8 protein-coding genes are annotated in these 13,645 nt (G+C 65.1%); 3 read left to right on the top strand and 5 right to left on the bottom strand.

Translation table 11 applies throughout. The features are described from left to right. Positions 1–15: 15 nt before the first annotated feature. From tsaB to tsaD, 3 genes are all read left to right on the top strand, one after another. Positions 16–735: a tRNA (adenosine(37)-N6)-threonylcarbamoyltransferase complex dimerization subunit type 1 TsaB gene (gene tsaB, locus FB461_RS07770; RefSeq protein WP_142120463.1), complete on the top strand. Its 720-nt coding sequence runs from the start codon at positions 16–18 to the stop codon at positions 733–735. Positions 736–739: 4 nt separating this feature from the next. Next, on the top strand, positions 740–1,234 hold the full coding sequence (rimI, locus tag FB461_RS07765) for a ribosomal protein S18-alanine N-acetyltransferase (protein WP_142120461.1): 495 nt from the start codon (positions 740–742) through the stop codon (positions 1,232–1,234). 88 nt (positions 1,235–1,322) lie between these two features. Further along, positions 1,323–2,366, top strand: a complete 1,044-nt coding sequence (gene tsaD, locus FB461_RS07760; protein ID WP_142120458.1) for a tRNA (adenosine(37)-N6)-threonylcarbamoyltransferase complex transferase subunit TsaD — start codon at positions 1,323–1,325, stop codon at positions 2,364–2,366. A gap of 149 nt (positions 2,367–2,515) precedes the next feature. Here the strand turns inward: tsaD and FB461_RS07755 are convergent, their stop codons facing one another. The 5 genes from FB461_RS07755 to FB461_RS07735 all read right to left on the bottom strand — a co-directional run bounded on the left by FB461_RS07755 (position 2,516) and on the right by FB461_RS07735 (position 13,636). Continuing rightward, positions 2,516–4,612 carry a beta-1,3-glucanase family protein gene (locus FB461_RS07755; protein ID WP_142120456.1) on the bottom strand — a complete coding sequence of 699 codons (2,097 nt, stop codon included), beginning with the start codon at positions 4,610–4,612 and terminating at the stop codon, positions 2,516–2,518. Between the two features lie 217 nt (positions 4,613–4,829). Then, the gene (locus tag FB461_RS07750; RefSeq protein ID WP_142120454.1) at positions 4,830–7,889 is read right to left on the bottom strand and encodes a glycosyl hydrolase; all 3,060 of its coding nucleotides are present in this window, start codon (positions 7,887–7,889) and stop codon (positions 4,830–4,832) included. A gap of 13 nt (positions 7,890–7,902) precedes the next feature. Beyond that, a complete protein-coding gene (locus FB461_RS12500; protein WP_425466907.1) occupies positions 7,903–9,738 on the bottom strand; it encodes a glycosyl hydrolase in 1,836 nt (611 codons plus the stop codon). Positions 9,739–11,231: 1,493 nt separating this feature from the next. Beyond that, positions 11,232–12,374, bottom strand: coding sequence for a glutamate--cysteine ligase (locus FB461_RS07740; protein ID WP_142120450.1), 1,143 nt, complete (start codon positions 12,372–12,374; stop codon positions 11,232–11,234). After that, positions 12,371–13,636: a THUMP-like domain-containing protein gene (locus FB461_RS07735; RefSeq protein ID WP_142120448.1), complete on the bottom strand. Its 1,266-nt coding sequence runs from the start codon at positions 13,634–13,636 to the stop codon at positions 12,371–12,373. Before FB461_RS07735 ends, FB461_RS07740 begins: the two co-directional genes overlap by 4 nt. Between the last annotated feature and the right edge of the window lie 9 nt (positions 13,637–13,645).

Genomic DNA, 13,645 nt, shown 5'->3' with positions numbered 1-13,645 from the left:
GGATACGCTAGCAAGATGCCCACGCTCGCACTCGACACCTCATCGGGGATCGCCGTCGCTATCGTCGGCCAGGACGGGCCGCTCGCGGCCGCGCGACTGGATTCCGACCGCCAGCACGCTGAGCGGCTCTCCCCGCTGATCGCCTCCGCGCTCGCGGACGCGCGCCTCAGGCCAGCCGACATCGACCGGGTCGTCGTCGGCACCGGACCGGCCCCGTTCACCGGCCTGCGCGCTGGCCTGGTCGCCGCCCGCACCTTCGCCTACGCGCGAGGAATTCCCGTGTTCGGCGTGTGCTCGCTCGATGCCGTGGCACTCAGCGCCGCCGAGCAGCTCACGCTGCCGGTTGGAACTCGATTGCTCGTCTTGAGCGATGCCCGCCGCAAAGAGGTGTACGCGCGCCGCTACCGTATTGAGCAATCCGACGATGCCCCGCTCGGCGCAATACCTATCGACGCCGGCCGTTCTTTCGCCCGCGCTGGGGAGCCCTGGGTTTCGCGGCCCGCGGAGATCTCATTCGAGGACGAGTCCTCCTACGTGGTTGCGAGCCCCACGCCCATAGGGGTGCTCTCCGGATCGGGGATCGGCACGGATCGCTCCGATCTCGGCGTCGATCCCGCGCTGCTGGTTCGAGTGGCAGATGCCGATCTGGCCGCGGGAGCCGATCTTCCCGCCGACCCCCTGTATCTGCGCCGGCCCGACGCCCAGGTGCCAGGCCCTGCGAAGAAGGCGGGCTGAGCCGATGGTGAACCAACCCAATCCGAGCGGCAAGTACAGCCTGCGCGCCATGCGGGCGAGCGATCTCGATAGGGCGATTGCCCTGGAAGTCACGCTGTTCGGCAACCAAGCCTGGAGTTACGGGATGCTTGCCGAGGAACTGGGCGGGCCGGGGCGCTGGTACATCGTCGCCACCTATCGCGACCTCGCCTCCATCGGCCCCGAGCCCGTTGTGGGATATGCCGGGCTGTGGTTCGACGGCGAGGTGACCCAGATCATGACCGTGGGCGTTGACCCGCATCACCAGGGTCGCGGAGCCGGGCGACGACTTATTGAGGCGCTTATCGCACGCTCGCGCGAGGTCGGCGCGAGCGCCGTCCTCCTTGAGGTCGCGGTTCACAACGAGGCAGCGCTGCATCTCTACGCGAGTTACGGCTTCGAGCAGTTAGGACTCCGCAAGCGGTACTACCAGCCCGGTGATGTCGATGCGTACACGATGAGGCTCGACCTGGCACCGTAGGTCACGGCGGAACGCGGTCGGACGTTCTTCGCGCGCGCCCACGCTTGAACTTGTCCAGATCGGTACTGCGGCTAGTAGGCTTGTCCGAGTGAGCGAACCCCTTGTCCTTGGTATCGAATCGTCGTGCGACGAAACGGGTGTCGCGATAACTCGCGGTCATGAACTCCTGGTCGATGCCGTGGCAAGTTCCGTTGACGAGCATGCGCGCTTCGGCGGAATCATCCCCGAGATCGCGTCGCGTGCGCACCTGGAGGCGATGATTCCAACGCTGTCGCGGGCGCTGGAGACAGCCGACGTCGATCTCAGCGCGCTCGATGCCATCGCGGTGACTGCGGGACCGGGACTGGTGGGTCCCCTCACTGTTGGCGTGTCCGCAGCCAAGGCACTCGCTATCGCCACGGGTAAGCCGCTGTACGGGGTCAACCACGTCATTGGCCACGCGGCAGTGGATCAGTTGGTGCACGGCGACTTCCCCGACCGATTTCTCGCACTGGTCGTCTCGGGTGGTCACTCGTCGATGCTGCTGGTCGACGACATAGCCACCGGTGTACACGAGTTGGGTTCGACCCTCGATGACGCGGCGGGGGAGGCCTTCGACAAGGTCGGCCGACTGCTCGGCCTGCCTTATCCGGGGGGGCCGCACATTGACCGGCTCGCACGCGCGGGCGATCCGCAGGCGATCCGCTTTCCTCGCGGGCTGACGGCCGCCAAGGATCAGGACAAGCACGCCTATGACTTCTCCTTCTCGGGCCTAAAGACGGCAGTGGCTCGCTGGGTTGAGGCGTGCGAGGCCGAGGGCCGCGAAGTGCCGGTCGCGGACGTGGCCGCCTCGTTCGCCGAATCCGTCGCCGACGTGCTCACCGCCAAGGTTATCGCGGCCGCCCACCGAAACGGCGTGAACACGGTTGTGATCGGGGGAGGCTTCTCCGCGAACTCCCAGTTGCGCGACAAGGCCGCGCAACGGTGTGCCGAAGCGGGTATCGAACTGCGCATCCCGCCCATCAGGTACTGCACCGACAACGGCTCGATGATCGCCGCCCTGGGAATGTCGATGGTCAAGGCCGGAGTGGCGCCTTCGACGCTCGACTTCGGCGTCGACTCGTCGATGCCGCTCGAGATAACGCACGTCTAGGACGTTGCCGGAACCCCGTCCGAACCATGGCGCGAAACGGGAACGTTCCTTCGGGCCCTGATTCGGCCACGCGCGTTTTGCGGGTACATGACAGGGCGGGTGGGCGGCATGAATGCCGCCCACCCGCCTTGTCTGTCGCTACATAGATCTCAGCGAGCTGGAGACCACTGGCGTTTGCCGGAGGTTCGTCCGGTCGTCCGATCGTGCGACTTATTTCCCGCCTTGTCGATGGCGCGGAAGGTGACCTTCTTGATCTTCGCCTTCACCTTGATGCCGGCGGACTTGTAAGTCTTCCACTTGCCCTTGCCGTTGATGCGGTACTGGATCTTGGCGATCTTCGATTCGGCATCCTTCGCGCTGAGTTTGATCACTGTCTTCCCGCGAACCTTCTTGACCTTCGCCTTCAGCTTGGTTGGCGCCTTGCGGTCCACCTTCAAAGTTCGCGTGTCCGAGGGCGATGTGGCTTTACCGGCGACGACCCGGGCGCGGACCGTAGTCTTGCCGTTGGCCACAACTAGAATCCGCCCGGTGTACGTCTGCCACTTGCCCGAGTTCACGCGAATCTGAACGACGGGACGCGTCGAGGCGGGGGCTTCTGCGCTGACCGAGAGCAGAACCGAGTCGCGGAACCAGCCGCCCTGCTGCTTCGGGGCGTTTGCGACGTTGATCGCTGCCGCGAGAGTAGTACCGATGGTTACCGTTCCCTGCGGGTTGGTCTTTCCGTCGGTTCCGACACCAGTATCCGTGTGTGTGCCACCGTTGCCGCTTCCACCTGGGTTGTCGCCCCCGCCAGGGTTCGTCCCGCCGCCGGTGTCGCCCCCGCCAGGTTTGGTGCCGCCGCCGGTGTCGCCTCCGCCAGTGTCACCGCCGCCGGTGCCGCCGCCGGTGCCGCCGCCGGTGCCGCCGCCGGTGCCGCCGCCGGTGTCGCTTCCGCCGGTGTCGCCTCCGCCGGTGTCGCCTCCGCCAGTGTCACCGCCGCCGGTGTCGCCCCCGCCGGGGTTGGTGCCGTGCTCCTGACCAATGGGGTTCGCGGAGCCACTGAACGGATCGAGTTGCAGATACGCGTGAGACGGGTTGCCGATTGCGGTCAGCGATTCGTATCCACCGACGTCATCGAAGGCAAACGCGTAAGCGTGCCCCGTGGCCATCGCCTCATGCACAATCTTGACGTACCAGTTCGTCCACTGGGAGTCGGCGTAAAACTTGTCATTGGTGGTCGGCTGATCCGTGTAGGTCAGCATATTGGATCGATTGAGGCCAGCGCAGAGCGTGCGGGCAACCCAGCCCTCGTGCCCGCCCCCGGTAAACGGCCCTGCGCAGGCGAGCGCCTCCCACGGAGTTGGCTTGTTGATTGCAACCTGCGAGTAGCCAGTAGCGGTGAACCGGAAGACATTGTCGCTCCCCACTCTGCCGGTGAAGACGATGTTGGGGTTGTCGCTAATCGGACGTATGTGCATGTCCGTGCCCTTGTACTTCGTCCAAACCTGGTCGATGTACTGCTGAATGCTCCCCGCGTTGAATCCATCCTTGCCGAGTTTGTGGCTCGGATTGAGCACGCGCGTCACATTGTTGTACGGGCCCTTCTCGATGAGTTTCGCCCATTCACCATGCTTCGCAAGTTCCGTCTGCACATAGCCGAACCCGTCGGTGGTCAGGCGCCCGGTCGACTTGATGTTTCCGCTTCCGTCCGCGATGCCCACTTGGGCGGGCGGGCCGAAGAAGTCGACCTGCGTCGAGTTGTACCACAGCACATTGTTCGCGTCGTAGGTGTATTCGGCGCTACCGTGCAGAATCGACTTGTTCGGCTCGGTGTTGTGGTCTGGGTACACCAGTTTGTCCTGGCGAAGGTCATTGTTGACGTACATGAACTGCAGCGGCTGACCCCAAGAGTAGTAGAGGCGACCCGAATCGATGTGCGGTGTCTGCACCGTTATCGACTGTCCCACGGCTGGCCCCGCGAACATCACGCCATTGAGGTTCTGCGGCGGGTTGGGATATGCCGGAGCGCTTGGGATGTCTTGGAGTCGCCAAGTCGAACCATCCTTGACCAAGTACGCGTCTCGTCCGTTCGCCGGATTGCGCCCCATGATGCCCACATACAGTGCCGCATCTCCGATTCCGGAATTGTTCGTTATCGTGAACGGCACTTTGTCGAGGGCTGCAGTGGCGGCCGGCGCCGTCAAAGCCATCCCAGTGGCGGCGATGGCAAGCGCGCCGGCCGATGCGAGCAGTCTCTTGATCTTCACTATGTCGTTCTCCTCATCGAGATCGTGCCGACCCGATCTCAGTACACGAGAGGTGCGAGGGAGATCGGCCGACTTTAGCGGGGCAACTGGCCCCACCAGCAGACAGCGTTGTCAACGGACTCAGCGTACACAAGGTGACGACCCTTGGCGATAGGGACATGGTTCAGCCCTTGTTCAGTGTTCAAGAAGTAAATTGGCTGTCCGATTTGCACCGGAGTCAGCGGATTCGCAAGAGCTTCCGGTTCGCGATGGATGGCTTCTTGCCCGCCTTGCCATAGCGGATGGTGACTTTGCCGCGCTTGGTGTTGACCTTGGCCTTCACTTTGACGTGTGCGACCCAGGTCCGAGCAGACTTCCGAACGAGTTTCGCCCGTCCGATCGTCTTGCCGATTACGAGGGAGACCTTCGCGTTCGGCTTGAAATCCGCGCTGGTAGCGAATTTGATGGTGACGCGTGCCGCCTTGCGAACTCGGATCGCCTTCTTGGACTTGCGATAGCGACCTTTGGTCACCGTCACCCTCGTGATCTTCAGGGTGCTCGTCTTCGCACCCGGGCCAGGTGTCCTCGTCAGGGGCGGTGCGGGCCGCGTGACCGGCGCGATTGGTGTTTCCGGGTCCATGGGGTGAGCCGGATCGACCGGATTCCCGGGATCCACAGGTTCCTCGGGATCGGGGTCGGCAACGCAGGCGGGCCAGCCCGGAATGGGCACGCTGAGGCCGCGGCCTCCCGGGGCGCTGCCCAGGGTCGCAGCGCTCGGCCCGGTTACCGTCACCTTGCCGCGCGGCGCAATCACCCGTGTGCAGTCGGAGAAGGTCACAGTCAGGTCGGCACCGGACACGTTGGTGACTACGTAGGATTTGGCGCCGTTCCTCGTGAACGCTACCGCGCCCGGATAATTCGCCGTCAGGGACCGGTCCACCCGGCCGAGCGCGGCCAGGTTCGCGATCCAGTGATACGTATGCGCCTTGGTCTCGCCGTGCTCGTTCGTATAGGGCAGCCCGCCGCTCGCGGGCACCGAGTAGTTGCCGAGCTGATTCAGTCCGGCCAGGGCCGCGGGACCGTCCGCGAGCGCGAGCGCGCTGAGGTGGATGTCCCGCCACTCGTTCGCATTCTCACCGCCGAGTCGCGGCGCAGCCTGCAGGGCATCGTAGTTGCGCTGGGCCGCGCCCGCGGTGAGGTACAGGAAGCCGCCTGTGACGGGTAGCGTGTTTATCCCGAACTTGTATGCCCGCTCGCCGTTGCCGAAGAAGAGCCCGCCCGTTCCGCCATTGGTCCAGATGACCGGCACGATCGGCGAGGTGTACCCGGCGGGCAGCGCCTCGCCGTTGTCGTTGAACCAGTAGTCGTTGATGGCCGCGGCCTGGGTCGTGTAGATGTATACGCCTGCGTCGCGGATCGCCTTATTGCCGGTGGCTTCGCCCCACATGATCATGCCGTAGGCGGCGTTCATGGCCTCCGAGCTCGATTCCTGATTGTTGCCACCGTCGTAGGGTGCGGGACCGGCCGCGTAGTCGTGCCCCGAGTACGCATTGAAGTAGCGCAGGTAGGGGAACATCGCGTCACCCCTATCGGGTGAGTTGACGTCGCGGATCAGCATCTCGACCATCGGCCCATAAGAATCGGCCCAGGCCGGATCGAACCGGGCGAGGGTCGCCGCCGCCACCACGTAGTACCCGTAGTGGAAGTGGTGGTCGTTGAGTTCGGTGTCGGAGAAGAAGTCTGCCGGGTAGCCGATCAGGGACGACCACGCCGAGGAATACCGGAAGACCTGCCTGGACTTGCCGGAGGTCGCGGTGAACCAGTCGGTCAGGGTGTCGCGAATGTCCCCGAGCGCCTTATCCCGCACATCGGGTCGACCCAACTGATCGGCGATCTCCGCGATTCGCGCCGTCCGTCCCAGTGCCTTGCCCACACCGTAGGTGGGCGTGTTCTGGGTGCGCAGCGCGTCGGCGAGGGATGTTCCCGTCAGATAGGTGGCGAGTTCGGTCTCGAGTCTGCTGCGCTCGGCCGATCCCGGTACCGCAGTCGCGACGCCCGGCACCTCGGTCAGCACGCCGTGGAACTCGTCCTCGGTCGTGAAGCTCGTGGCCCCCACGAGCGTCTTCATGACACCGCGCGGGGAGGCGTACGTCCGGGCGACAAAGGTGTTTGAGGACGAGGGCTCCGCCGCCACAAACTTACGCCACTGGTGGGGGAGCAGGGACACCACGGTTCCGGCAGTGCCGCCCGATCCGGAAATGGGGTTTGCGGTGATCTGGTAGGTCACTCGGACCTTCCCCGTGGCCTGGTCGTAGACGTAATTCGCCTTGGTGTCGGTGACCGGTGAGTGTGCGTACGGCGCATAACTCTGCGCGAGCGACCAGATATCCGCCGCGGGAGTGGAACTATCGACGGGCAGCGCGGCGATGGCGAAATTGCCGCCCGCGCTGGCTACGAGGTCGTTCCAGTGACCGCTCTCGCTCGACTTGGTCCAGGTAGCTCCGGGCGGTGAATAGGCGGCGTAGTAGCGGCGATCGGTGATCTGCCCGTTGCTATTCGTGGGACCGGAACCGATCACGACGATCGACGATGCGGACGGAGCGGGCTGCACAGAGCCATTGACGATGAAGTCCACGTCCGTCCACGCGTTGAGCGTGATCTTTGCGTTGCCGCCGGTCGCTTTGAGCCACGTGAACGGCAATCCCTGGCCGAAGGTCGCGTCCAGCGTGCGGGTACCGTCCGTTTGCCGGGTCGAGACGGTCCAGTCGCTCCAATTCGACACCTTCACGTCGGTCTGGCCGAGCCCGGCCACTTGGGCGATCACGATGTCCTTGCGCATGTACTGGTGGAAGCTCTGGTCTTGCGAGCCTTTGCCGGCGACGGGCGCGAGCGTTGCACCCGGATGGTACGAAATGTGCACGCCGGGCGTAGCTGAATCGCCGTCGTACTGCGAGGCCTTCTTGCCGTCCTCGACGCTGACCTGGGTCGGCAACGCGGTGAGAGCCAGGTTCTGCGCGCACTGCTGAGTGCCGCTCGCATCCGAGAACTTGAAAACGAGCGACGTCCACCAGTCATTGGTGGGCACTGGCTTGTTCGGCGCATCCGAAGTCAGGTACGCACGCAGGTTCTGCTGACCGCAGGCCCCGCCGGGAACCGCTCCGACGTTGTCAGTCGTGTACGAGCCGGATCCGCCCGGACTCTCGACGGCGGCCGCAACCATGGGAGGTGCTGCCACCGCCGAGGAGAGGAGCAACGCGAGCGCCGCTGCGACGGCTGCGAGTTTGGGTTTCCGAATCACCGGAGCCGCCTTCCTAGCGCACTACTCGCAACTTTGTGTTGTAGGTCGCCTTGACCAGCGCAGTCGAACCGAGGTAACTGACCCTGATCTTTCCCACATTGCGGTTCTTCGCCGTCTTGACGCTCACGGTCGCCACGTACCTGCCTCCCTTGTGGCGTACTTTCGCCTTGCCGAGGACTCGCTTACCGACAGTGAGCCGGACGGTGCCCGTCACCTTTGCCTTGCCGGGTGCGCTCAGCACGACCTTGACCTTGAAGGCCTTGTGGACTTTCAACTTCTTGACCTTGGGCTTCTTGGCGTTCTTGGCGCTGACGAGTTTCGCCTTGCGTTTGATCACCTTTGCGGGGGCGCTTCCCGGCGTGCCGGGGGTTCCGCCAGTGCCGTTATTGCCACCGGGATTAGTCGGTCCGCCCGGATCGGTCGGATCAGTGGGGTCGGTCGGATCAGTGGGGTCGGTCGGATCGGTCGGATCGGTCGGCCCCCCGGGGTCGGTCGGGTCGGTCGGGTCGGTCGGGTCGGTCGGGTCGGTTGGCGTCCCAGGGATCTCGATGCCCGCTCCGCCGGAGCCTCCGTCGCCGAGCGAGACGGTCGATCCGTCCGGTCGGCGGGTGGTGACTTGGCCCTTCGGCGCGGTAACGGTCGCGAGCACGGAACCGGAATCGTCCCGGAACGTGACGGTGATCGCTTTGTTTGAGGCGTTCGTGACTACGTAGGACCGCTGGCCGTTCTTGCTGAACGTCGTAGCGAGCGGGTAGTTGGCGTGGGCGGTAGTGTCGACCTGCCCGAGCGCCGCGAGGGACGTCACCCAGTGATAGCTGTGGGCGTGGGAATCGCCCTGCTCCTCCCCGAAGGTGCCATTTCCGTCCGCGGTGGCGAACTTGGCGAGCGCCAAGTCCGGGTTGGCGAGCGCCAGGTACGAGTACAGAATGTCGTGCCACCACGGCGGCTCGGCATTGCCGGTACGTCCCATGTACTCGTTGTAGGTGCGCTGGACGATCGCCGGCTCGTAGCCCAGATAGAGCGACCCACCCGTTACGGGGAGCATGTTGATCCCGTAGAAGTACTGATGGTCGCCCGGGCCGCCGAACCACAGCGAGTAGTGGGCGCCCGATGCCCAGACCATCGAGGCGTAGTTTCGGTTGAACTTAGCCGACGGGAAGTCGTCCCGCGAATTGAACCAGTACCGCGCGATAGCGGCGGCTTCGGTGGTGTACAAGTAGATGCCGGTGTCGCGGATTTGCGTGTTGCCCCGCACTTCGCCCCACTGCACCATCGCTTGCGCGAGGTTCATCGCCTCGGCGGATGATTCCTGATTGTTCCCCTTGGAGAATCCGCCGTCCCCCGATGCCCAGGAGTGACCGGCGTAGACATCGAACGTCCGCAGGTACGGGAACATGGCATCGCCCCGGTCCGGCGACGCTACATCGCGGATGAGCATGTCTACCATGCCGCCATAGCTCGCGGCCCACTGAGCGTCGTATCGCGCCAGCGTCGCCGCGGCCGCAACGTAGTACGCGTAGTGGAAATGATGGTCGTTCATCCGCGTAAGCGTGCCGTACTGGTCCGTTCCGCCTGGCCCGGCGGGGTAGCCGAGCAGCGTGCCATATTTCTCGGAGTAGGCGAAGACCTTGCTCGTCTTGCCCGATGTTGCGGTGAACCAATCCGTCAATTGCTCGCGGATTTTCGTGAGGGCCTTGTCCCGAGCCGTGGTGTCGCCCACCTGGTCGGCGACCTCGGCGATGCGGGCGGCCCGTCCTATTGCCTTGCCGGTCCAATACGTAGCGTTGCCGTTGTTCGTCATCTGCTGGACGTTGAGCGGGTCATTCTCGGCGGCGTCGAGATACTGCATCAGTTTGGCGTGGTTCGCGCCGCCGGGTGCCACAGAGATGCCGGGGATCTCGGTCAGCACGCCGTAGAACGGCGTAGTCGTGGTGAACCCCGGCACGTTCTGCAGCACCGGCATGCTGCCGCGCGGTGAGGTATACGTTGAGCCCAGGGGAGCCTGCCCATCGGTGCGGTACTGCTCTTGATGCGGGTACAGCGCCATGACAGTGCTCGTCGTGGAGCCGCTGCCCGCCTTGCGCGTGACGCCGATCTCATAGCGCGCCTGAAGTTTTCCGCTGGCCTGCTGGTAGGTGTAGCTGACTGTCGCCGTGGTGACCGGCGAATACGCGAACTGACGCCAGTTCGCGGCGATCGTTGACGCGTTTGCGCCGTTTGGCACGAGCGCCACGGCGTACCATCCAGCGCTCGACGTGAAGACATTCGCGCTGTTCTGCGTCCACTGCGCCCCGTCCGGTGCCCAGGCGATGTATGACCGGCCGTTCACGGAGAGTATCAGCGTGCCGTTGTTGTTGGATTGAATCGACGTCGTGCCCTGCGTTTGAATGCGGCTGGCCGCTCCGAAACTCTGCATCCAAGCGATTGGCAGGCCGTGACCAATGACGGCCCTGACCCCGATGGTGCCCGCGGCATTCTTCAACACCGACTGCACCGTCCAGTCGGTCCAGTCCTCGACCTGCAGGACCTCCCCTACGAACTCCTGGGACGGATTGCTCGCGTTCCCGGAGACCCCCGCGTACACGTCGTGTCCGCTCCAGGTCGGGCCCGCGTATTCGTACCCCTCGCCGGTGAAGTTGGAGATTCCGGTGTCGTTGTTGGTCGCTGCCCCCAGCGTGTTCGGATACGTGATCCCCAGGCCTCGGTTGTGCCATCCGTAGGCCGCCGGATGGGCGTACATGGTCGATCCCAGATCGCATCCCTGCCAGCCGCCGTCGCTCACCCAGTGACGGAAGGCGAGCGTGCTCCACCAGTCGTTAGTGGGCACCGGTGCGTTCTTCGACACCAGCGCGGGGATGGTCTTGCCGCCCCGCGTGAAGCTCTGCCGCGGCGTCGATGTGCAGTACTCGCTGAGTTCTCCGGGCTCGACGCCGATCTTGCCGTTGATGTACCCGCCGGAGCCGACCGAGACGGGGCCTGCGGCCAGCGCTGCCGGGGCTATAGCGATTGAACACGAGGCCAGGAGCGCCAGCACGGCGCCCAGCGCGATGGTCAGCAGGCGAGTGGCCGAGCCGTGAGCGTGATACGGACGTGAATGGGGAGCCATCGTGGGCACGGTAAAACCTCGAATGCGATAAGACATCGTCGTCAGAATCGATATGGGCGGGTGTTCCTCCGCCAGGGTACAAGCGGTCTCAAGATCGAGCCACTTGAGTTGCCACTTCTCGCGCACCGACGCGCAGTCGGTGAATGCGCAGGTCTCCGACCACTTTGCGGGATCTCGCGCGCCCAACCGCGTATCGCCTGCGGGGTCGAGCGGTCTGGCAACGTGAGCGGGGTCGTTCAGGCGGGCAGTGGCTTGCCCGCGTGCATTTCGGCGACGAGCGAGGCCACGACGGCGTCGAGTCGCCCGTTCTGCGCTTGCCACACCGCGCGCTGGCGTTGGTACCCCGCGCCTGTGGAGACGATCTCATGGACCAGGGAGAGCTCGTCCAAACAACCCAGCCGCGCGGCTACGGGCTCGAGCTGCGTGAGCAAAGCCCGCAAGTGGTCGGTGATGAGTTCCTCGTTCCCCGCGCGGTCCAGGATCAGGATCGCGTCCATGCCGTACCGGGCTGAGCGCCATTTGTTCTCCTGGGCGAACCAGGGCGGCAGGGTGGGCAGTTCGCGTCCAGCGTCGAGTTCGCTCGACAGGTATTCCACGAGGCAGTGGTTCAGCGCGGCGAGAGCCAGGAGTTCCTGCAGGTTCGACGCGCCATCGCAGATCCTCGTCTCCAGCGTGCCGAACCGGGGAGAGGGACGGATGTCCCAGCGGATCTCGTCGAAGTGGTCGATGACGCCGGTGTGCATCATGTCATCGACGTACCGCTCCAGATCTGTCCACTCGTCGAACTGGAATCCGAGCCCGGCGGTGGGCAACTGCTGGAACATGAGGGCGCGGTTGGATGCGTACCCCGTGTCGTCGCCGCCCCAGAACGGCGATGAGGCGGCGAGCGACTGCAGGTGACCGAAGTAGGGCAGCAGCCCGCGGGCGATCGGCAGGACCTTGGCGCGGTCCTCGACCCCGACGTGGACGTGGACGCCGTAGATGAGCATCTGGCGGCCCCACCACTGCGTGCGGTCGATCAGCGTGGCGTAGCGGTCCTTGTCGGACACTTTCTGCTGGTCCCAGCGCGCGAACGGGTGTGTACCCGCCGACATGAGATCGACGCGCATCGGCTCCAGGACCTCGCGCATCAAGTCGATGCTGCGCACCAGATCCTGGCCCGCCTGCGCCACGGTTTCGCGCGGGTTCGAGACGATCTCGATCGTGTTGAGCAGCAACTCCTGGCGCACGTTGGGATGCTGGGAGCCGTCGGGGGACAGCGATTTCAGGATGACGGGGGCCACCTGACGCAGGTCCCCGGAGTCCTGATCAACCAGGGCCAGTTCCCACTCGATGCCGACGGTGGATCGCAGCGATGACGCGAAAGGAATTGCGCTCACTGGTCGTTCCCACCCTCCGCCGGTTCCACTACGATCGCGCGATGCTGGCCAGCTATCCGCGTGAGGACCAAAGTGGCCTCGTGATCGCCGCTGAGCCTGAGCTGCCTGCGCACCTGTTCGGGCGTTGCTTCGACTCCGCGCTTCTTTATTGTGACCGAACCTACGCCCCGCGTGCGCAGATAACCACTCAGTTTCTTGATGTGGAAGGGCAGCACGTCCACGATGCGGTAGTTGCGCGAATGGGGTAGCGGCTCATTCGCGGTGAGGTACGCGATGCGCGGGGAGATCAGCCGGGCTCGGCCATTCATGGACGAGTCCCCCGCCGCTTTCTCGGCGAGCGTCCCGAGTAGGTGAGCGCGGATGATGGCGCCGTCCGGTTCGGCCAGGAACTCGCCCAGATCCGCCGCTGTCGCGACATCGAGGCGGGGTGCACGGGAGTCCTCGTCCGGGAAACCCGCGAGGCTGCCCACGGTCAGTTCTGCGAGCGGGTCGCCCTGGGACGAGCGCGCGATCAGTGCCCTGTGCGGCAGGTCCGGCATTCCGCCGGGCGTCCACCAGAGGGTCGCCTCGACCACGTCGCCGTCCACGGATAGCCATTCGGCGCGCGCGTCCGCCGGCACGTCGCGGTGCGCGATGCCAGGCCCGACCTTGACGCCGAGGACGCGGAGTTCTGCGCGCTCCCGCAATGCCCAGACGTCGCTCAGGGGTGGGCCGTACTGCTCGGGATCGTTGATGCGCGCCCCGGATTCGGTGCGCCTGGCCGGGTCGGCGAAGATCGCATCGATCCCGCTCAGATCGGCAGCCAGGCCGTCGCCGTGGAGCACGTGGACGCAGCCGTAGTCGCGCGCGTTGTGGCGAGCGAGGGTGGCGGTGGCCTCGTCTATCTCGAATGCCGTCACCGAGAGACCCGCCGCGGCCAGGGCGAGGGTGTCGACGCCGAGTCCGCACGTGAGATCTGCGACCGTTGTTGCGCCCGAAGCCGCGAAAGCGCGGGCCCGGAGCGCGGCGACCGGCCATCTGGTCGCCTGTTCTGCGCCCGCACGCGTGGCGAGGAAGCCCTCCGACTTGTCACCGAGCTTGGCCCGCAGCGGCGCCCGCAATGCGAGCTGAGTCTGGATGGCCGCGATCAGGTCGCGATCGAGTTCGAGCTTTCGCAGGCGACTCCCGATCTCGAGGGCGCGGTCGCTGTCGTAGTCGGGTAGGTCGCGAATGATGGATGAGACGCTGGGGCTCGTCAGCGCAGCGGCGGTTGCGGGGTCCATGATTCGCGT

Origin of the sequence: Rarobacter faecitabidus (genome assembly GCF_006716265.1) — a bacterium.
GTDB classification, from domain to species: domain Bacteria; phylum Actinomycetota; class Actinomycetes; order Actinomycetales; family Cellulomonadaceae; genus Rarobacter; species Rarobacter faecitabidus.
This window is presented reverse-complemented; position numbering and strand designations above follow the sequence as displayed.